We start from the raw sequence: 20,524 nt of genomic DNA on the forward strand, positions 1-20,524 counted from the left end.
GAAATCACAGTCTTCGAGAAAGGACTTGCCTCCCGCTCACAGCGCTAAACGCAACGGCGTTGACATGGATGTAGTGGTGTCCTGGCGCCAGGTGGCCACTAAATCCTGGATCGGGCATGACCTTGACGGTCGTTGGTGCCGGAAACCCCGCTCCCGGTCTCCCAGGCCACCTGCTAGCCGTCAAGATCCGCTCAACATCAGGGATGTTGCTGTCTCCCGAGCGTCCGAGGCAGCAACATCCGGGAAGTTGCGCGGATCTTGACGTGGGGGCCGGGGCGCGGGGGCCGGGGCCGGGGGCCGGGGCGCGGGGCCCGGGGCGCGGGGGCCAGGGCGCGGGGACGCGAGGGGCCGGAGCGTGGGAGCGGGTACGCGGGAGCCCCCGGTCCCGCTAGGGACCGAGGGCTCCGGACGATCGTCAGCTCAGCCGGCCTGCTCGGCGAGTTGGAGGAACTGCCGCTTGGAGGCGAGGGCCTGCTCGGCCTCCTTGATCCGGCGTGCGTCCCCGGCGCTCTGCGCCCGGGCCAGCCGGTCCTCGGCCTCCGCCACCTGCGTCCGCATCTGGGTGAGCAGCGGGTTGTCCTCCTTGGTGGTGCGGCGCCACGCCGAGTCCATCACGTCACGGACCTTGTCGTCGATGACGCGCAGTCGGCGCTCCAGCCCGGCGGCCGCCTCGCGGGGCACCCGGCCGGCCTCGTGCCACTGGGCCTGGATCTCCCGTAGCTTGGCCTGGGCACCCTTCGGGTCGGCGTCGATGTCCAACGCCTCGGCCTCGGCCAGCAGGGCCTGCTTGCGCTCCAGGTTGCCGCGCTGCTCGTTGTCCCGTGCGGAGAAGACCTCACTGCGCCGGCTGAAGAAGGCGTCCTGGGCACCCCGGAACCGTTCCCAGAGCTTCTGCTCGGCCTCCTTGGAGGCGCGCGGAGCGGCCTTCCACTGGGTCATCAGGTCCTTGAGCTGGTTGGCGGTGGCGGCCCAGTCGGTGGAGTCTGAAAGCTTCTCCGCCTCGGCGACCAGCTCCTCCTTGGCGGTCTGCGCCTGCTTTCGCTGCGAGTCCAGGGAGGCGAAGTGGGCGCCGCGGCGGCGGGTGAAGCCGTCCCGGGCGGCGGCGAACCGCTTCCACAGCTCACCGTCGGCCTTCTTGTCGACTCCGCGGATGGTCTTCCACTCGTCGAGGATCTCCTTGAGCCGGTCCCCGGCGGTCTTCCACCCGGTGGACTCTGCGGCCATCTTCTCGGCCTCTTCGACCAGCGCGGTCTTGCGGGCCAGGGCTTCGCCGCGAGCGGCGTCCCGGGCGGCGCGCGCTTCGCCGGCCTTCTCCTCGGCGAGGGTGGCCAGCTTGTCCAGGCGTGCGGCCAGCGCGTCGATGTCGCCGACCACGTTGGCCTCGGGCAGCGTGGCGCGGATCCGTCGGATCGTGCTCAACGAGTGCCCGGCGTCCGCCGCACCCGACTTGAGCCGCGCCTCGGTCAGATCCACCTCGGTCACCAGGTCGGCGAAGCGGCGGGCGAAGTGTGCCAGGCCCTCCTCCGGTGCTCCCGCCTGCCAGGATCCGACCACCCGCTCGCCCTCGGTGGTCTTGACGTACACGGTGCCGTCCGCGTCCACCCGTCCGAAGGCAGTCCAGTCGCTCATGTGCCCATCCTCGTTCTCCCGGCGTCGAGGGATTGATCCCCCGTCGCCGCCACGGCGCAGCCAAGTTGCTTCCGGCATTGTCACAGGTCCGACCCGGTCCGCGTCGAGCGCCTATCGCCGACCGTGACCATACGGTGTCCTAGGGGCCTAATGACCGGATCGGCGCGGAGACGCACCGGGGATTCCCGCTACGGTGAACGGGTGCCACTGGTCGCCGCCGCCGTCTGCCCGCATCCGCCCCTGCTCGTGCCCGAGGTGGCCGGCTCCGCGGCCCCGGAGTTGGACGCTCTGCGGGCGGCCTGTGACACCGCCGTACGCCGGCTGTTGGCCACCGATCCGGACATTGTGGTGTTGTTGGGCACCGGCCCGGTGACCGGCCCGATCCGCACCCCGGCGACCGGTTCGCTCCAGCCCTGGGGTGTCGACCTGGACGTGCCGCTGGTGCCCGGTCAGCCGGACCGGGGCGCGGTGCTGCCGTTGAGCCTGACCATCGGCGCGTGGCTGCTGGCCCGCCACGACTCCCGACCGCCGGTGACCGCCGTGCAGGTGGCCGCCGACGCCGGCCCGGCCGAGCTGGCCGCGCTCGCCGACGACGTCGGCGCCGCGGGCGACCGGGTGGCGTCCCTGGTGCTCGGGGACGGGTCGGCCTGCCGGGGTGAGAAGGCACCCGGGTACGACGACGCGCGCGCCCTCCCGTACGACCGGGGGGTTGCCGCGGCGCTGGCCGACGCGGACCTGGACGCCCTGCTCGACCTCGACCCGGTGGTGTCGGCCGAGCTGAAGGCCGCCGGGCGCGCCCCCTGGCAGGTGCTCGCCGGCGCGGCCCGCGCGGCCGGCGGCGGGTGGCGCGGTGAGCTGCTGCACGACTCCGCCCCCTACGGTGTGGCCTACTTCGTGGCGTCCTGGGAGCGGGTGTGACAAGCGACGGCGTCGGCATGGTCGTCGCCGTGGTCGGCCCGACCGCGGCCGGCAAGTCCGCGCTGAGCATCGCGTTGGCGCACGCCCTCGACGGGGAGGTGGTCAACGCCGACTCCATGCAGCTCTACCGGGGCATGGACATCGGCACCGCCAAGCTGACCCTCGCCGAGCGGGACGGGGTGCCGCATCACCTGCTGGACATCTGGGAGGTCACCGAGCCGGCGAGCGTGGCTGAGTACCAGCGACTGGCGCGCGCGGCGGTGGACGACATCCTGTCCCGGGGGCGGGTGCCGCTGCTTGTCGGCGGCTCCGGGCTGTACGTGCGGGCGGTGCTGGAGCGCTTCGAGTTTCCTGGCACCGACGTGGCGCTGCGGGAGCGGCTGGAGCGGGAGTTGGCCGAGGTCGGCCCGGCGCCGCTGTACGCGCGGCTGCGCGCCGCCGACCCGGTCGCCGCCGAGAGCATCCTGCCCGGCAACGGTCGGCGGATCGTGCGGGCCCTGGAGGTGATCGAGCTCACCGGCGCGCCGTTCGCCGCCTCGTTGCCGCAGCCCACGCCGTACTACCCGTCGGTGCAGCTCGGCGTCGACCTGGACACCGGCCTGCTGGACGAGCGGATCGCGCTGCGGGTCGACCGGATGTGGGCCGACGGCCTGGTGCCGGAGACCCGTGAGCTGGTCGGGCGTGGCCTGCCCGAGGGGCGGACGGCGAGTCGGGCGCTGGGCTACCAGCAGGTGCTGCGACTGCTCGCCGGTGAGCTGACCGAGGCGCAGGCGCACGACGAGACGGTCCGGGCGACCCGGCGTTTCGTCCGCCGGCAGCGGTCCTGGTTCCGGCGCGACCCGCGGATCCACTGGCTGGACTCGACGACCCCGGACCTGATCGGGGCCGCCCTGCGTCTGGTGCCGGCCGAGACGCGATAATGGGGCAGTGGAGTTCACCAAGGGCCACGGCACCGGCAACGACTTCGTCCTCCTTCCCGACCCGGACGGTCAGCTCGACCTGACCCCCGAGTTAGTCGCGGCGCTCTGCGACCGGCGTCGGGGCATCGGCGCGGACGGTGTGTTGCGGGTGGTCCGCGCGGCCAAGCATCCGGACGGCGCGGGTTTGGTCGGCGAGGCCGAGTGGTTCATGGACTACTGGAACGCCGACGGTTCGTTCGCCGAGATGTGCGGCAACGGCGCCCGGGTCTTCGTGCGCTACCTGCTCGACACCGGGTTGGCCACGCCGGCCGGTGCGGCGCTGCCGGTGGCCACCCGGGCCGGCGTCGTGCGCGCGCTGGTCGAGGGCGACGTCGTGTCCGTCGAGATGCGCCGACCCCAGGTGTACGACAGTTCCGCCGCCACCCTCGGCGGGCTGACACTGACTGGTGCTGTGGTGGACGTCGGCAACCCGCACCTGGTCTGCGTGCTGCCGACCGGCGTGGAGCTGTCGGCGTTGGACCTGACCGTCGCGCCCGGGTTCGACCCGGCGGTCTTCCCGAGCGGGGTGAACGTGGAGTTCATCGTGGCGGGTGAGCGGGTCGACGGCACCGACGAGCACAGCCTGATGCGGGTGTACGAGCGCGGCAGCGCCGAGACCTTGTCCTGCGGCACCGGTGCCTGCGCGGTGGGTGCGGTGGCGCTGCGCGACGCCGGCCGGGACACCGGCGTGGTCGCCGTGGACGTGCCCGGCGGCCGCCTGACGGTCACCGTCACCGAGACCTCCTGCTGGCTCTCCGGCCCCGCCGTCCTGGTGGCAACGGGCGACATCACCCCCGCCGCCCTCCGCCCCTGACGCACCCTCTCCCCTCTCCACCATGTTGATCAAGAGGTTTGCGTCAGATCCCGCGTGGTTCCTGACGCAAACCTCTTGATCAACGGCGTGGGCGTGGGGGTGGGGGTGGGGCGGGTTACGGGGTTACGGGGTTGCGCTGGCGTTGGCTGCGATCTCGGGGAGGTCGGCCGGGCCGGGGTCGGCGGCCGGGAGCGGGCTCGGGTTGTGCGCGGCGGCGCGCACGGCGGCGGCGACCGCCGGGGCGACCCGGGAGTCGAAGACGCTCGGCACGATCACCGTCGGGTTGATCTTCTCTTCGCCGACCACGTCCGCGATGGCCCGGGCGGCCGCGATGGCCATCTCCTCGGTGAACTCCTCGGCGTGCGCGTCCAGCATGCCCCGGAACACCCCGGGGAACGCGAGCACGTTGTTGATCTGGTTCGGCTGGTCCGAGCGGCCGGTGGCGACCACGGCGGCGTGCTTGCGCGCCTCCCGCGGGTCGACCTCCGGGTCCGGGTTGGCGAGGGCGAAGACGATCGAATCCTTCGCCATCTGGGCGATGTCGTCGCCGGTGAGCAGGTTCGGCGCGCTGACCCCGATGAACACGTCGGCACCCTGGATCGCTCCGGGCAGGTCGCCGGAGTAGTTCTCCTTGTTGGTGTTCTCCGCCAGCCACTGCCACGCCGAGTTGAGCCCGGTCAGTCCGCGGTGCAGGGCGCCGTCCCGGTCGCACGCGATGATGTCGCCGACGCCCTGGCGCAGCAGCAGCTTCATGATCGCGGTGCCGGCCGCGCCGGCGCCGGAGACGACCACCCGGACGTCCTCGAGCCGCTTGCCCACCACCCGCAGCGCGTTGGTCAGCGCGGCCAGCACGCAGATCGCGGTGCCGTGCTGGTCGTCGTGGAAGACCGGGATGTCCAGCGCCTCGCGCAGTCGGGCCTCGATCTCGAAGCAGCGCGGCGCGGCGATGTCCTCCAGGTTGATGCCGCCGTAGGCCGGCGCGATCGCCTTGACGATCTGCACGATCTCGTCGGTGTCCTGGGTGTCCAGCACCACCGGCCAGGCGTCCACCCCGCCGAAGCGCTTGAACAGCGCGGCCTTGCCCTCCATCACCGGCAGCGACGCGGCCGGGCCCAGGTTGCCCAGACCGAGCACCGCCGAGCCGTCACTGACCACCGCGACGGTGTTGCGCTTGATGGTCAGTCGCCGGGCGTCGGCCGGGTTCTCGGCGATCGCCATGCAGACCCGCGCCACCCCCGGGGTGTACGCCCGGGACAGCTCGTCGCGGTTGCGCAGCGCGACCTTCGAGGTCACCTCGATCTTGCCGCCCAGGTGCAGCAGGAACGTCCGGTCCGACACCTTGCGCACGTCCACGCCGTCCAGCGCGGTCAGCGCGTCGACCACCTGGTCGGCGTGACCGGCGTCGGCGGTGTCGCAGGTCAGGTCGACGATCACGTGGGTCGGGTCCGAGTCCACCACGTCCAGTGCCGTGACGATCGCCCCGGCCTCGCCCACCGAGGTGGTGAGCCGGCCGATCGAGGAAGCGTCCGCGGTCACGGCGATCCGGATGGTGATCGAAAATCCGGCGCTCGGCAGTCGGGTGATGGCCACGGGATCCCTCCGTAACGGCTGTGCGACCGATCGGCCGCCGCCCGCATTTCTACCGGGTTGTCGCGGCCCACCAGCATTCGCCCCCACTTTTGGCGACCTTCACCATGGGCATATAGCAGGTGCGTTCGGCGTTGTGTCATGTCAGGATTACGTTCTACTTATCAAAACGGACAGGAGAACCGCTTGCGAGACCAGGAGAGCTTTGTCCCCGTCGAGGACGAGCTCGACGACGTCACCACCGGCGAGATGGAGCTGTCGGAGCGGCAGTCCCTCCGACGCGTCCCGGGCCTGTCAACCGAGCTCACCGACGTCACCGAGGTGGAATACCGCCAGCTGCGGCTGGAGCGGGTCGTCCTGGTGGGTGTCTGGACCGAAGGCACGGTCACCGATGCGGAAAACTCGCTGACCGAGCTCGCCGCGCTGGCCGAGACCGCCGGTTCGCAGGTGCTCGAAGGGCTCATCCAACGTCGTACCCGACCCGACCCGGCCACGTACATCGGCCGCGGCAAGGTCGACGACCTTGGCGCGGTGGTGCTCTCCACCGGCGCCGACACGGTCATCTGTGACGGTGAGCTGTCCCCGTCGCAGCTGCGCAACCTGGAGCAGCGCACCAAGGTCAAGGTCGTCGACCGCACCGCGCTGATCCTCGACATCTTCGCCCAGCATGCCAAGAGCAAGGAAGGTAAGGCGCAGGTCGAGCTGGCCCAGCTCGAATACCTGCTGCCCCGACTGCGCGGTTGGGGTGAGACGCTCTCCCGGCAGACAGGTGGTTCCGGCCGGGGCGGCGGCGCCGGCGGCGGTGTGGGTGTCCGTGGTCCCGGTGAGACCAAGCTGGAGACCGACCGACGGCGCATCCGGCACCGCATCTCCCGGCTGCGTCGCGAGATCAAGAACATGAAGACGGTACGCGTGACCAAGCGCGCCCGCCGTTCCCGCAACGCCGTTCCCGCGGTCGCCATCGCCGGCTACACCAACGCCGGCAAGTCCAGTCTGCTCAACCGCCTGACCGGCGCGGGCGTGCTTGTGGAGAACGCGCTGTTCGCCACCCTGGACCCGACGACCCGTAAGGCCACCACCTCGGACGGGCGGCTCTACACCCTCTCCGACACGGTCGGCTTCGTCCGGCACCTGCCGCACCAGATCGTCGAGGCGTTCCGCTCGACGCTGGAGGAGGTCGCGGAGGCGGATCTGGTGGTGCACGTCGTCGACGGCACCCACCCGGACCCGGAGGAGCAGGTCCGCGCGGTCCACGCCGTGCTTGCCGAGGTGAGCGCGGACCGGCTTCCCGAGCTGCTGGTGGTCAACAAGACCGACGCGGCCGACGAGGACACCCTGCTGCGGCTCAAGCGGCTCTGGCCGGACGCCATCTTCGTGTCCGCCTACTCCGGGCGGGGCATGGACGAGCTGCGCGCGACGATCGAGGAGCGGCTGCCGAGCCCGGCCGTCGAGGTCCGGGCCGTGCTGCCGTACGACCGGGGTGACCTGGTGGCTCGGGCGCACCGCACGGGTGAGGTGCTCAGCACGGCGCACCTGCCGGAGGGCACCCTGCTGCACGTCCGCGTCGGCGCGGAGTTGGCTGCTGAGTTGGCGGCGTTCGACGTGGAGCGCCAGGGGCAGGCGGCCGGCAGCCGGTCCTGAGCGGCCACGGCGTCATCCACTGGAAACGCGCGGCATGCGACACTGGCCGAATGCGCCGCGTTGTTTCCTCGGTCACGGTTGCCCTCGGCCTGCTCGGGGCAACCGTGGCGCTCGCCGGAGTCGCCGCTGCGGCTCCCGCCCCTGGGGCGTCCGGGCCGCCCGCCGCCAACCCTGGCCAGAAGCGATGCGTGATCGCCGACGAGCGCCTACGGGAGCTGTCCGGCATGGTCGCCACCAAGAGTGGCTTCATCGTCGTCAACGACAGCACCGAGGTCACGGCCCGCAAGCGGGTCTTCTTCCTGGACAGCAAGTGCAAGATCTCGAAGGAGCCGGTCCGTTACTCGGGGCAGGGTCCGTTCGACACCGAGGATCTCGCCCTGTCCAAGGACGGGCGCACCCTCTGGATCGCCGACACCGGTGACAACCCCGACTCGAAGGAGCGCCGCAGCCGCGTCGCGCTCTGGTCGATGCCGGTCACCGGAGCCAAGGAGCCGACGCTGCACCGGCTCTCCTACCCCGAGGCCAAACCGCACGACGCCGAGGCGCTACTCATCGGCGACGACGGAAAACCGTTGATCATCACCAAGGTGACAAGCGGCAAGGCCGAGATCTACACGCCGTCGGCGACCCTGAAGAGCGGCGACACCGACCCGGTGCCGATGCGTAAGGCCGGCGAGATCACGCTGCCGAAGACCGAGACGGAGAACACCCTCAACACGTTCGGCCGGATCGCCATCACCGGCGCGTCGCGGGCACCGGACGGCACCCGGGTGGTCCTGCGCACCTACGCGGACGCCTTCGAGTTCGACGTGACCGGTGGCGACATCGTGGCCGCCCTCACCACCGGCAAGCCGCGGGTGACGCCGCTGGCCGACCCGTTCGGCGAAGCCATCAGCTACACCTCGGACGGGAAGTCGTTCCTCACCGTCTCCGACGCGACCCGCTTCGGCGAGGACGAGCCGCTCGACATCCTCAGCTACACCCCGTCCAGTTCCACAGCCGCGCCACTGGCCCCGGAGGAGGGCGGCAAGTCGGCCGCCTCGAAGTCCTGGACCGACGGGCTGAGCCTCGACGACATCACGTACCTGGTCGGGGCGGTTGGGCTGCTCGGCCTGCTGTTGGTCGCCACCGGCATCTTCGGCATCGTTCGTGCCCGCCGTCGGCCGCCGAGCGCTGACGCGTCCGACACGTCCGACCCGGATGGCGAGCCGTTCGGCCCGCGTGTGGGTCGTGCCGTCGACGGGTTCCCGGCCGATGACGACCGGAGGGGCGGTGTCTACGGAGGCGGCGCGCCGGCCGGCGGCGCGGTCTACGGCGCTGGTGCGGGTCGCGGCGGCCCGGCCCCGGCGGGTGGTGCCGTGTACGGCGGTGGCCGGCCGGCCTCGGCTGACGGTGGCTACGGCGCGCCACGACCGGACGGCGGCGGTGCCGGCGTGTACGGCGGTGGTGGTCGTCCCCCGGCCAGCGGTGGTGGTCGTCCCCCGGCCAGTGGCGGTGGTCGTCCCCCGGCCAGTGGCGGTGGTCGTCCCCCGGCCAGTGGCGGTGGTCGTCCTGGCGGTGGCGTCTACGGCGGCGACGGCGGTCAACCCGGCCGCGCGGAGCCGCCCCGGCGCGGTGGGCAGGAGCCCGACTACCGGGGTCAGCGGCCAGGCCGTCGACGCGACGACGACGCTCCGCCCGTCGACCCGTACGGGCAGTATCCCGGCGGTCGCGGTCACCGGGGCGACCGTTACTGATCGGCGCCGAGACCCTTATCCGTCCCTGACGAGCGGTGCGGGTGAGCGCTGTCGGCGCCCACCCGCCGATCGGTCAGATCCGGCGTAGCACCGCCACGACCCGGCCCATGATGGTGGCGTCGTCGCCGGGGATCGGGTCGAAGGCTGGGTTCTGCGGCATCAGCCAGACGTGCCCGTCGCGCCGCCGGTAGGTCTTGACGGTCGCTTCGCCGTCGAGCATGGCGGCCACGATCTCGCCGGAGTCGGCTGTCGGCTGCTGCCGGACGACCACCCAGTCGCCGTCGCAGATCGCCGCGTCGAGCATCGAGTCGCCCTTGACCTGGAGCATGAAGACCTCGCCCTCACCCACCAGCTCGCGGGGGAGCGGGAAGATGTCCTCCACGGCCTGCTCGGCGAGGATCGGCCCACCGGCGGCGATCCGACCGAGCATCGGCACGTACGCCGGGGTCGGTCGCTGTGCCCTGGACAGCTCGTCGTCGATCGCCTCGCTCGGGGCGCGGACGTCCACCGCGCGCGGGCGGTTCGGGTCGCGGCGCAGGAAGCCCTTCTTTTCCAGCTCTTTGAGCTGGTAGGCGACGCTGGACGGCGACACCAGGCCGACCGCCTCGCCGATCTCCCGGACGCTCGGCGGGTAGCCGTGTCGTTCCACCCAGTTGCGGATGAACTCCAGGATGCGGCGCTGGCGGGCGGTCAGGTCGACCGTCGCCGGGTCGGGGAAGGCGCTGACCACCGGGGTGACCGGGCGCACGGCGGGCTGACCCGTCCGGCTGCGCGCGGCGGTGCGGCGTCGGGTGGCCGGGGGGCCCGCCTCGGTGATCTGCTGCGGGCTCTTCGGCCGGCTGGCCCGGTCCTCGGTCACGTCCGTCCTCCCTGGTCGGCGCTGGGTGCCTCGTCGGCTCGTGGTGCGTGCGGTGGTGCCACGTTGTTCATGACCGTATAGGTGAGATCAGTCATTTTCAAACATCTGTACGACCTCTCACCGGCGTGTCGGGGTGAAAAAGCACTCCGGTCGTACGGATGTTCTGATAAATGGTACGTCAGGTAGTACTGGTGTTCGATCGTCCACCATTTTCCGGTCGGCTCCGGCCTGCTGGCCGGTAACCCGGGCGGGGTCGTGACGTTGGGTCTTCGGGCGGGCTGCGGGGCGTGGACGACCGGATGGTGCGTGACGCGCCGGACACGCCGACCAACTTGACCCGGCTTCCCCGGCGACATACGGTCGACCCCTAGATGTAGTAGTGACACGGGCGTAAGTTGCCTACAGGTTGGGTCTGACTACCGACCGCACTCCCGTAATGTCGATCACGGCGGGCGTCATCCGAGGATGGCACCGTCGCGGTGAGGCGTGTCCGGGGGTGTCCGGTGTGCTCGCAGTTGATCATTTTTAGGAGGTGGGCGATGCGGTGTCCGTACTGCCGGCACGCTGACTCCCGGGTGGTCGACTCGCGGGAGGCCGACGACGGCCAGCTCATCCGACGGCGGCGTTCCTGCCCGGAGTGCGGCAAGCGGTTCACGACCGTCGAGGAGGCGGTCCTCGCGGTCGTCAAGCGCAGCGGGGTGACCGAGCCGTTCAGTCGCACGAAGATCATCGGCGGGGTGCGCAAGGCGTGCCAGGGCCGGCCGGTGGACGACGACTCCCTCGCGCTGCTCGCGCAGCGGGTGGAGGAGACGGTCCGGGCCAAGGGGGCCGCCGAGATCCCCAGTCACGACGTGGGCCTGGCGATCCTGGGTCCGCTGCGCGACCTGGACGAGATCGCCTACCTGCGGTTCGCCAGCGTCTACCGCTCGTTCGACTCGCTCGCCGACTTCGAGCGCGAGATCGACACGTTGCGGGCCGCGGCGCGAGCCCGGGAGCAGGGCCGGGCCGATGCGGTCGAGGCCGCCGGCCGTACCAGCTGAGTCTTCACAGTTTTTCAAGAGATTGGGACGCGCGGTGGGTGACCGCGCAGACGAGGGGGGCGACGGCGTGACAACTAGCCGTTCACGGAACAAGGCAGGCGTGGGGCTGAAGATCGAGCGGGTGTGGACGACGGAGGGGGTCCACCCGTACGACGAGGTCTCCTGGGAGCGCCGTGACGTCGTGATGACGAACTGGCGGGACGGCTCGATCAACTTCGAGCAGCGTGGGGTGGAGTTCCCGGAGTCGTGGAGCGTCAACGCGGCCAACATCGTCACCACGAAGTACTTCCGGGGAGCGGTGGGGACCCCGGAGCGGGAGTGGTCGCTCAAGCAGCTGATCGACCGGGTGGTCACCACCTACCGCACCGCGGGTGAGGAGTACGGCTACTTCGCGAGCCCGGCCGACGCCGAGGTGTTCGCGCACGAGCTGACCTGGATGCTGCTGAACCAGGTGTTCAGCTTCAACTCGCCGGTCTGGTTCAACGTCGGCACGCCGTCGCCGCAGCAGGTCAGCGCCTGCTTCATCCTGGCCGTCGACGACTCGATGGACTCCATCCTGGACTGGTACAAGGAAGAGGGGCTGATCTTCAAGGGCGGCTCCGGCTCCGGGGTGAACCTGTCGCGCATCCGCTCGTCCCGTGAGCTGCTCTCCTCCGGCGGCACCGCCTCCGGCCCGGTCAGTTTCATGCGCGGCGCGGACGCCTCCGCCGGCACCATCAAGTCCGGTGGCGCGACCCGTCGGGCGGCCAAGATGGTCATCATCGACGTGGACCACCCGGACATCGAGGAGTTCGTGGTCACGAAGGCGCGCGAGGAGGACAAGATCCGCGCGCTGCGGGACGCCGGCTTCGACATGGACCTCGGCGGCTCCGACATCGTCAGCGTGCAGTACCAGAACGCCAACAACTCGGTTCGGGTCTCCGACGAGTTCATGTCGGCAGTGGAGAACGGTAAGGGCTTCGACCTGCGCGGTCGTCTGGACGGCTCGGTGATCGACACCGTCGACGCCAAGAAGCTGTTCCGCACGATCTCCCAGGCCGCCTGGGAGTGCGCCGACCCGGGCCTGCAGTACGACGACACGATCAACGACTGGCACACCTGCCCGGAAACCGGGCGGATCACCGCGTCGAACCCGTGCTCGGAGTACCTGCACCTGGACAACTCCTCGTGCAACCTGGCCTCGCTCAACCTGATGAAGTTCCTCCGCGCCGACGGTGGCTTCGAGGTGGAGAAGTTCGTCAAGTCCGTCGAGTTCGTCATCACGGCGATGGACATCTCGATCTGCTTCGCGGACTTCCCGACCGAGAAGATCGGCGAGACGTCCCGCGCCTACCGGCAGCTCGGCATCGGCTACGCCAACCTGGGCGCCCTGCTGATGGCGACCGGCCTGCCGTACGACTCGGACCAGGGCCGCTCGGTCGCCGCGTCGATCACGTCCCTGATGACCGGCACCGCCTACCGCCGCTCGGCCGAGCTGGCCGGCGTCGTCGGCCCGTACGACGGCTACGCCCGCAACGCCGAGCCGCACAAGCGGGTCATGCGCAAGCACGCTGCCGCGAACGACGAGATCAAGCCGACCAGCCCGGTGGCCACCGCGATCGTCCGTGAGGCGACCAAGCAGTGGACCCAGGGCAACAAGATCGGCGATAAGAACGGTTGGCGCAACGCGCAGGCGAGCGTCCTCGCCCCGACCGGCACGATCGGCTTCATGATGGACTGCGACACGACCGGCGTGGAGCCGGACCTGGCGCTTGTCAAGTTCAAGAAGCTGGTCGGCGGTGGCTCGATGCAGATCGTCAACCAGACGGTGCCGCGCGCCCTGCGCAGCCTCGGCTACCCCGAGGAGCAGGTCGAGGCGATCATCGAGCACATCGCCGACCACGGCCACGTGGTGGACGCCCCCGGCCTCAAGCCGGAGCACTACCCGGTGTTCGATTGCGCCATGGGGGAGCGGACCATCGCTCCGATGGGTCACGTGCGGATGATGGCGGCCATCCAGCCGTTCGTCTCCGGCGCCATCTCCAAGACGGTCAACATGCCGGAGGCGGCCACAGTCGAGGACGTCGAGAAGATCTACTTCGAGGGCTGGAAGCTGGGCCTCAAGGCGCTGGCGATCTACCGGGACAACTGCAAGGTCGGCCAGCCGCTCTCGGTGGCCAAGTCCAACAAGGCCACCGAGTCGGCCGCCGTCGAGACCGCAACGGCCGCGCCGGCCGCGGTCGAGAAGGTCATCGAGTACCGGCCGGTGCGTAAGCGCCTGCCGAAGAAGCGCCCGTCCGAGACGGTCAGCTTCTCCGTCGGTGGCGCTGAGGGCTACCTGACCGCGTCGTCCTACCCGGACGACGGCCTCGGTGAGGTCTTCCTGAAGATGTCCAAGCAGGGCTCGACCCTGGCCGGCGTGATGGACGCCTTCTCGGTGGCCATCAGCATCGGCCTGCAGTACGGCGTGCCACTGGAGACGTTCGTCAGCAAGTTCACAAACATGCGCTTCGAGCCGGCCGGCATGACCGACGACCCGGACGTGCGGATGGCGGCCTCGGTGATGGACTACATCTTCCGTCGCCTGGCGCTGGACTTCCTGCCCTACGAGCGCCGTGCCGAGCTGGGCATCTTCACCGCCTCGGAGCGGGCCGCCCAGCTGCGGGCCGAGGCCGACGCGGAGGCCGCCGCCGTCACCGGCGTCGAGCTCACCGCGATGGCGTCGTCCGCACCGGTGGAGACCCCGGCCAAGGCGGAGGCTGTCGCCCAGCCGGCCCAGGAGATGGCCGACGTGGCCGCCGCCAAGCCGGCTCCGAGCGTGGGTTCCAGCACCGAACTGCTGGAGGCCGTCATCGGCAAGGCCGCCGACGCGCCCCTCTGCTTCACCTGCGGTACGAAGATGCGCCCCGCCGGTAGCTGCTACGTCTGCGAGGGCTGCGGCTCCACCAGCGGCTGCAGCTGACGTACGCGAAACGCGGCGCTGCCCCGGCTCCCCTCGTGGGAGTCGGGGCAGCGCCGTTTCCAGATGCTCGTGCTGTTCGTGGTCGGACCGACCCCGCCGACCCGGGGCGTGATGGCGCCGGCGGCGACGACGAGCCCCGGGCGTTCGCGCGCCTAGGGCGCGGCATGAGCCGCGGTGAGGATCCGGCCCAACGTCTCTTCGGGGATCGGTGCCCCGGTGAACTGGGCACGTACGTCCCGGCGGCGGTGGATGGTCTCGTAGAGTCCGATGTTCAAGGCAGGCTCCCGCTGCGCTCGCGCCCCTGTGGGGGCCGATGACGCGAGGCCGGTCTTCGGACTCCCGGATGCGGGGTGGCGGTCCGCCGCCCAGTCGTATGCCCGGCCGGGCGACGCCCGCTCTACCCGCGCCCCCGCGTCAGGCGGAAAGTTCCGGCCGGATCAGCGCGGCCAGTTCGGCGGGCTGAGAAAGGAACGGCGAGTGCGAGGAGTTCATCCGCAACACCCGGTCGGCCCGCTTGGCCATGAGCTCCTGCGCGAAGGGCGGAAGAGCGTTGTCGGCCTCACAAATGATGTAGGTGCTGGGAATGGTGCGCCACGCGGCCTCGGTCAGCGGCTGCTGCGTCGAGGCCCAGGACTGGAGTCCGAGTCGTGCAACGGCCTGTTCCGCGATCTCCGGATCGACGTCGCCGTAGAAGACCTCTCGCGGCTGCGATGGCTCGATGTGACCCTGGCCCTTCAGGTCCGTCCGCTCGTGCACCTCCCACCACGGCGGAGCAACTCCACCGGCGGTCGAGAAGAGCGAATCGCCGACGTCCGGCTGGAAAGCGGCGAGATAAACAATTCGGCGTACGTTGTCCGCGGCGGCGAGCGCCTCCGTGACTGGTGCGCCACCGTAGGAGTGGGCGACTACCACGACCGGTCCGTCGATGGCGGCGACGGCGGCCTTGACCACGGCCGCGTCGTCGTGGAGGTCCCCGAGGGCAGTGGGGTCATTGCCGCTGCTGGGTAGCGCGACGGTGTGGATGTCGATGTCCGGTAATTGCTTGATGAGCGACTGCCAGACCCAGGACCCGTGCCAGGCGCCGTGCACGAGAAGAAGCGACGGAATGCTGTTCAAGATGGTTTCCCTGCCCGCATGTACTCAAATGTTCGGATCTGGAGTTGGTCGCCGCCCACGCCGTCGTGTATCACCGCAGCGCCCCATCTCGACCGAGGACAGCGGAAATATATGCCGCTACTTTCGGGTAGCAGGGCGCGGTTGACTATGAGCCGAGCCACAGGCCCGATGGCGGCGGTGGTGCCGTGACCAACACCACGTTGCCCGGTTTCGGGTCGAATCCACGCGCGTGGACGTGCGTTCATTTCCATATTGCTGAGCGCGGTAGGAAAGCAAACTCGCGCACCACAGCTATGCGGTTGTCTACAAATTCCCCGCGGGATGTCGACCTTTCGATGTTGCTTCAGCGGAGCCGGGCTACTGGCTCGCGCGTTCGGCGGCGCGTACGGCGTTGCGGAACAGCATCGCGACGGTGGTCGGGCCGACCCCGCCGACCCGGGGCGTGATCGCGCCGGCGACCTCGGCGCACGCCTCGTCCACATCCGGTAGGAGGCGCCGCCCGTCGTAGCGGACGCCGGCGCCGATGACGACGCCGCCGGGCTTGACGTGCTCAGGCTGCACGATCCCGGGTACGCCGGCGGCGGCCACGAGGATGTCGGCGCGGCGGGTGTAGCGGGCCCAGTCGGGCACACCTGTGTGTACGACGGTGACGGCGGCGTTGGCGGTGGGGCGTTTCTGGGCGAGCAGCATGGCCAGGGGGCGGCCAAGGGTGGCGCCGCGGCCGAGGATGACGACCTCACGACCGGCGACCGGGATCTCGTGGTACGCCAGGAGCGCTTCGATGCCGGCGGGGGTGCACGGCAGCGGGCCGGGCAGGCCGACGGCGAGACGCCCCATGTTCAGCGGATGCATGCCGTCGACGTCCTTGTCCGGGTCGATGGTCTGCAGCGCCGCGTCGTAGTCCAGATGCCCGGGCACTGGGTACTGCACGAGCAGTCCGTGCACGCCTGGATCACTGTTGAACCGGGCAATGGCCTGGTGCAGCTCTGCCTGGGTGGCGGTGGCAGGCAGGTGCACGTGCGGGGAGGCGAACCCGAGCGCGGCGGCCTGACGCTGCTTGATGGCGATGTAACCGGCGCTGGCGTCGTCGTCGCCGACGAGGATGGTGGCGAGGCTCGGGGTGATGCCGTGGCTGCGGAGGCGGGCGGCTGCGTCCGCGGTCTCGGCCAGGACGGCTTCGGCGACGGGTGCGCCCGGCAGGAGCCGGGCCGTGCCCGACGGGGTGGGGCGCTCTGCGGATGTGCTGCTTGTGGTCATGATGGTTCCTCGACGCGGGCGCCCAGGCGGTCGACGCCCGCGACAGGCTCCCCGATGGTTCACACCATCCCCGTGCCGCCAGTCGCCGGTGCTTCGATAATGCCGCATCACCAGGGCGGTTGCCCAACTGGACCAGCAGGGCCGCCGTCAGCGCCGCGCGGGCTCCACGTACGGGCCGGATGGCTCGGTAACACCCGCGCTCCGGCTTACGAAGAAGAGGTGTGAAGGCTACGAAGGGGGACGGCCTGTGAATGAGCCGAGCCGAGCCGACGACGACATTTCCGGCATCGGGGCCGATCCGGTGGCCTTCGAGGTCTTCTATCGGCGGCACCTGGAGGCGGTGGGCCGGTTCGTGGCGCGGCGGGTCGACGACCCACACCTCGCCGCCGACCTCACCGCCGACGTGTTCCTGGCGGTGATCGAGTCGGCGGCCGGGTACCGGCCGGATCGGGGTAGCCAGGTCGGCTGGCTGTACGGGGTGGCCCGCAACGTCATCGGCGACGAGCGACGTCGGGCGGCTCAGCGGCTGCGGGTGACCGGCCGACTGGCCGGACGGCGCGACCTGGGCCCCGATGACATCGCCCGCATCGAGGAGCGGATCGACGCCGAGTCGGCGGCCCGCCGCACCCACCGGGCGCTGAGCGAGCTACCCGAGGGCACCCGAGCGCTCGTCGAACTCGTCGCCGTGGATGGCCTCACCGTCGCGGAGGCGGCAACCGTGCTCGGGGTGTCGCCGGTCGCCGCTCGGGTCCGCCTGCATCGCGCCCGCCGCGTCGTCCGCGCCGTGCTCGCCCGCCCCGCCACCACCCTCGCCTGATGAGACGGAGATGACGATGAACGAGATCGAACGGTCGCCGCAGGGCTTCGAGGAGCAGCTCCTCGGTGATCTGACCGCACACGTCGCTCAGCGGGCCGAGATGGCGTCGGCGGCCCGTCCCTCCGGCCGCCGTGCCCGGTTCCTCGGTGGGTGGCGTCTCGCCGGAGCGTTCGGGCTGGCGGTCACGTTGACCGCTGGTGCGCTGGCGGTTCAGACCATGAGGCTGGGCGATCAGCCGCCACCCACGGCCAACGCGTCGGAGATCTTCCATCTGGCCGCCGACGCGGCCCGGCAGCAGCCGGAGCTCACCGCCCGGCCCGACCAGTACGTCTTCACGGAATCCCTTGCCACGATCCGGGATCTGCCGGCCAGCGGCCCGTACCAGACCATCCGGAACCAACTGTGGCAGTCGGCCGGCGGAGTCGCGTACACGCAGGCACGTTACCGACCGGAGGCCGATCCGAACGGGTGGGGCGAGCTGAGGGTGCTCAAGATGGACGATGCCGCCGATCCCACGAAGGAGCTCGACGCGTTCCAGCCCCCCGCGTACCACGGGGACCTACCCACCGATCCGGACGAGCTGCTCCTCTACCTTCGGGAACACCCGGTCGACCTGCACCTTCCCGAAGGCGCCGACGAGGAGGCCGTGTACGGGGACGAGAGCATGGCGTACACCACCGCGTGGTCGATGCTCGACGGCTACGTGCCGCCCCGAGCGCTGGCGGCGCTGTTCGAAGTGCTGGCAGGGGAGCCCGGGGCGGTCGTCATATCGGGGGACGTGGTGGACGTCGCCGGCCGGCACGGGGTGGCGATTCGGATGCCCGGTGTGTTCGGCGGGAACGTGGATCTGATCTTCGATCGGGACTCGCACGTCTACCTTGGCACCCGTAATTCGGTGATACGCAACGGCAAAGAGTCCGTGTACAGCGCTGTCGCGCTCCTGCGGGTCGCGATCGTCGACCGGCCGGGCCAGCTGCCGTGAGCGGGCCGGTCACGTCGGACCGGTCAGGGCTGGGCGAACAGGCGGCCGTAGTTCGAGCGGAACATCTGCTCGCCGAGGCGGCGCATGACCAGGTCGCGCAGCGCGGGCGGGAGCCCGGTGGCCTTGTCGCGGCGGTGGGTCTGGCTGAGCACCCAGTTCGTACGCGGGCGGCGCCGCGCCTCGTAGCCACGCAGCGCGTCGGCGACGGAATCGGCGGCGGCCAGCGACGACGCGAGCACGACGGCGTCCTCCAGGGCCATCGCCGCGCCCTGGGCCATGTTCGGTGAGGTGGCGTGGGCGGCGTCGCCGATCAGCAGCACCGGCCCCCGGGACCAGGAGTCGAGCACGACCTCCTGGTTCGGCCCGGCGTGCAGGGTGCTGTCGTCGTAGTCGAGGGTCTTGAGCATGGTGGCCGCCGGCTCGGTGAACGTCGCGGCCAGCTCGTCGCGCCAGCCGGGCCGGTCGGCCACCGGGCCGTCGTTGTAGTAGCAGTACGTCTGCTCGGCGGTGATCGGGATGGTCAGGAACTGCCTGCCGCGCCCCAACTGCACCGACCAGACCGGCTCGTCGTCGATGCGGGGAGCGACCCATCGGTACGCGTACTGGTCGAGGTCCCGGGCGGTCTGGCCGTCGAAGGCGAGCCGGCGAACCGTCGAGTTCACCCCATCCGCGCCGAGCACCAGGTCGTACCGTTGGGTGCTGTCGTCGTCGAACTCGACGGCGACCTGGCCGCCTTCCTGGGCCAGCACGACCGGCTGGCGGCCCCAGCGGATCGGGGCGTCACCGACGCCGTCGAGCAGTGCCCGGTGCAGCTGCGCCCGGGGCAACGACACGCACGGCCCGACGCCCTGCCACAGCGCGGCCACGTCGATGTCGAAGAGGCGACGCCCGCGCTGGTTGGCGCTGCGCTGCCGGGTGATCTCCACGGCGACGTCGGCGACCGGCCCTCGCAGACCGAGCACGTCGAGCATCCGGGTCGCGTTGCCGGTGAGGTAGATCCCGGTGCCGGAGTCGGTCGGCCCGGGCGCTCGCTCGACCACGTCGATCGTCGCGCCCCACTCGCGTAGGGCGGCCACCGTCGCCAGTCCGGCGACACCACCGCCGACGATCAGTACCCGGACACCGTCACCCCGCACGACACGTTCCCCTCGTAGCCCCTGCCCGACCCCGCTGAGCTGCTGCTCAACGGTCCGGCCGACGCAGCACTCTACGAGGCGGGTGAGTCAGCCCACGGAAATGGGGGCTGAATTACCGAGGAATGGGCTGCGACGATGTGGGCATGACGACCGCTGAGGCGTACGCCGAGTTCGGAATCCGGGAGGCGCGCGGTGTGTCGCCCACGTACGAGCGCCTGTCGCAGGCCGTCGCCCGCGACGACGAGCTGCTCGCCCTGCTCGACGGGCTCCCACCGGGCAAGCGGCAGCCGAATCTGCTGTTCGGCGTCGTCCGCTGGCTCGGTGGCCCGGTCGACGACCCGGTCACCTTTCACGACTTCGTGGTGACGCACTGGCCCGCCGTCGAGACGGAACTGCTCACCCGGGCCACCCAGACGAACGAGGCGGGCCGGTGCGCGGTCCTGTTGCCGGTGCTCGCCGCGTTGCCGCAGCCCCTCGCCCTGCTGGAGGTCGGCGCGTCGGCGGGGCTCTGCCTCTACCCCGACCGGTACGCCTACCGCTACGGCGACCATCAGGTCGGCTCCGGTGCGCCGATCGTCGAGTGCGCGGCCAACGGGTTGGTGCCGCCGGCTCGCGTACCCCAGGTGGTGTGGCGGGCCGGCCTGGACCTCAACCCGCTCGACGTGACCGACTCCGGCGACGTGTCCTGGTTGGACGCGCTGATCTGGCCGGAACACGCCCACCGGCGGGCCCGGCTGCGGGCCGCGGCGGCGGTCGCCGCAGCCGACCCGCCGCTGCTGGTCCGCGGTGACCTGGTGGACGACCTGCCGGCGCTGGCCGCGCAGGCGCCGACCGACGCGACGCTTGTGGTCTTCCACACGTCGGTGCTCTACCAGGTGCCGCCGCCGCGTCGGGAGGCGTTTGTTCGGTTGGTGCGTGAGCTGCCCGGGCACTGGGTCGCGAACGAGGGGCCGGACGTGCTCCGGTACGACGGGTTGCCCGAGCCGCCCAGCGATGCGCTGTACAACGTTCTGGCGCTCGACGGGAAGCCGCTGGCCTGGGCGAGGGGCCACGGCCAGGCGATGACCTGGTTCGGCTGACGAGGCGGGTCGA

Annotated in this window: 16 protein-coding genes, 1 pseudogene and 1 riboswitch; of the genes and pseudogenes, 10 read left to right on the forward strand and 7 right to left on the reverse strand. The window is 70.8% G+C overall.

The annotated features are described in order from the left end of the window. Positions 1 to 420: 420 nt before the first annotated feature. Positions 421 to 1,629 (reverse strand): DUF349 domain-containing protein, encoded by a 1,209-nt coding sequence (locus ACLQ3B_RS33155; protein WP_425784611.1) that lies wholly within the window; start codon positions 1,627 to 1,629, stop codon positions 421 to 423. Between the two features lie 150 nt (positions 1,630 to 1,779). Here ACLQ3B_RS33155 and ACLQ3B_RS33160 point away from each other — a divergent pair, with 150 nt between their 5' ends. The 3 genes from ACLQ3B_RS33160 to dapF are packed head-to-tail and all read left to right on the forward strand — an operon-like array spanning position 1,780 to position 4,320. Then, on the forward strand, positions 1,780 to 2,547 hold the full coding sequence (locus tag ACLQ3B_RS33160) for a hypothetical protein (protein WP_425784612.1): 768 nt from the start codon (positions 1,780 to 1,782) through the stop codon (positions 2,545 to 2,547). A gap of 17 nt (positions 2,548 to 2,564) precedes the next feature. Further along, entirely contained in the window at positions 2,565 to 3,467 is a 903-nt protein-coding gene (gene miaA, locus ACLQ3B_RS33165; RefSeq protein WP_425784645.1) for a tRNA (adenosine(37)-N6)-dimethylallyltransferase MiaA, read from the forward strand. Between the two features lie 7 nt (positions 3,468 to 3,474). Next, entirely contained in the window at positions 3,475 to 4,320 is an 846-nt protein-coding gene (dapF, locus tag ACLQ3B_RS33170) for a diaminopimelate epimerase (RefSeq protein WP_425784613.1), read from the forward strand. Positions 4,321 to 4,443: 123 nt separating this feature from the next. Here the strand turns inward: dapF and ACLQ3B_RS33175 are convergent, their stop codons facing one another. Beyond that, positions 4,444 to 5,910: an NAD-dependent malic enzyme gene (locus ACLQ3B_RS33175; protein WP_425784614.1), complete on the reverse strand. Its 1,467-nt coding sequence runs from the start codon at positions 5,908 to 5,910 to the stop codon at positions 4,444 to 4,446. Positions 5,911 to 6,093: 183 nt separating this feature from the next. Between ACLQ3B_RS33175 and hflX the strand changes: the two genes are divergently transcribed. Further along, positions 6,094 to 7,548, forward strand: a complete 1,455-nt coding sequence (gene hflX, locus ACLQ3B_RS33180; RefSeq protein ID WP_425784615.1) for a GTPase HflX — start codon at positions 6,094 to 6,096, stop codon at positions 7,546 to 7,548. 50 nt (positions 7,549 to 7,598) lie between these two features. Next, positions 7,599 to 9,284: a hypothetical protein gene (locus ACLQ3B_RS33185; RefSeq protein WP_425784616.1), complete on the forward strand. Its 1,686-nt coding sequence runs from the start codon at positions 7,599 to 7,601 to the stop codon at positions 9,282 to 9,284. A gap of 73 nt (positions 9,285 to 9,357) precedes the next feature. Here the strand turns inward: ACLQ3B_RS33185 and lexA are convergent, their stop codons facing one another. Further along, complete coding sequence (gene lexA / locus ACLQ3B_RS33190; protein ID WP_357247520.1) at positions 9,358 to 10,143, reverse strand: transcriptional repressor LexA; 786 nt, start codon at positions 10,141 to 10,143, stop codon at positions 9,358 to 9,360. A 539-nt stretch (positions 10,144 to 10,682) separates the two neighbouring features. On the opposite strand from lexA, the gene nrdR reads away from it, so the two are divergent. Both nrdR and ACLQ3B_RS33200 read left to right on the forward strand, forming a co-directional pair. Next, a complete protein-coding gene (gene nrdR, locus ACLQ3B_RS33195; protein ID WP_425784617.1) occupies positions 10,683 to 11,183 on the forward strand; it encodes a transcriptional regulator NrdR in 501 nt (166 codons plus the stop codon). A gap of 67 nt (positions 11,184 to 11,250) precedes the next feature. Beyond that, positions 11,251 to 14,124, forward strand: a complete 2,874-nt coding sequence (locus ACLQ3B_RS33200; protein WP_425784618.1) for a vitamin B12-dependent ribonucleotide reductase — start codon at positions 11,251 to 11,253, stop codon at positions 14,122 to 14,124. 155 nt (positions 14,125 to 14,279) lie between these two features. Here the strand turns inward: ACLQ3B_RS33200 and ACLQ3B_RS33205 are convergent. The 3 genes and pseudogenes from ACLQ3B_RS33205 to ACLQ3B_RS33215 form a co-directional block, all read right to left on the reverse strand. Then, a pseudogene (locus ACLQ3B_RS33205) lies at positions 14,280 to 14,393 on the reverse strand (nitroreductase family protein); the annotation flags it as partial. A gap of 145 nt (positions 14,394 to 14,538) precedes the next feature. Beyond that, positions 14,539 to 15,240 carry an alpha/beta hydrolase gene (locus ACLQ3B_RS33210; protein ID WP_425784619.1) on the reverse strand — a complete coding sequence of 234 codons (702 nt, stop codon included), beginning with the start codon at positions 15,238 to 15,240 and terminating at the stop codon, positions 14,539 to 14,541. 357 nt (positions 15,241 to 15,597) lie between these two features. Beyond that, complete coding sequence (locus tag ACLQ3B_RS33215; protein ID WP_425784620.1) at positions 15,598 to 16,497, reverse strand: bifunctional 5,10-methylenetetrahydrofolate dehydrogenase/5,10-methenyltetrahydrofolate cyclohydrolase; 900 nt, start codon at positions 16,495 to 16,497, stop codon at positions 15,598 to 15,600. A gap of 13 nt (positions 16,498 to 16,510) precedes the next feature. Further along, a riboswitch (ZMP/ZTP riboswitch) is annotated at positions 16,511 to 16,593 on the reverse strand. Positions 16,594 to 16,744: 151 nt separating this feature from the next. Here ACLQ3B_RS33215 and ACLQ3B_RS33220 point away from each other — a divergent pair. Next, a complete protein-coding gene (locus tag ACLQ3B_RS33220; protein WP_425784621.1) occupies positions 16,745 to 17,314 on the forward strand; it encodes an RNA polymerase sigma factor in 570 nt (189 codons plus the stop codon). A gap of 16 nt (positions 17,315 to 17,330) precedes the next feature. After that, entirely contained in the window at positions 17,331 to 18,296 is a 966-nt protein-coding gene (locus ACLQ3B_RS33225; RefSeq protein WP_425784622.1) for a CU044_5270 family protein, read from the forward strand. 23 nt (positions 18,297 to 18,319) lie between these two features. On the opposite strand, the gene ACLQ3B_RS33230 is transcribed toward ACLQ3B_RS33225, so the two are convergent. Further along, on the reverse strand, positions 18,320 to 19,432 hold the full coding sequence (locus tag ACLQ3B_RS33230) for an FAD-dependent monooxygenase (protein WP_425784623.1): 1,113 nt from the start codon (positions 19,430 to 19,432) through the stop codon (positions 18,320 to 18,322). Positions 19,433 to 19,575: 143 nt separating this feature from the next. On the opposite strand from ACLQ3B_RS33230, the gene ACLQ3B_RS33235 reads away from it, so the two are divergent. Then, positions 19,576 to 20,511 carry a DUF2332 domain-containing protein gene (locus tag ACLQ3B_RS33235; protein WP_425784624.1) on the forward strand — a complete coding sequence of 312 codons (936 nt, stop codon included), beginning with the start codon at positions 19,576 to 19,578 and terminating at the stop codon, positions 20,509 to 20,511. Positions 20,512 to 20,524: the final 13 nt, after the last annotated feature.

This window comes from Micromonospora sp. DT53 (genome assembly GCF_049841535.1).
Lineage (GTDB): Bacteria > Actinomycetota > Actinomycetes > Mycobacteriales > Micromonosporaceae > Micromonospora.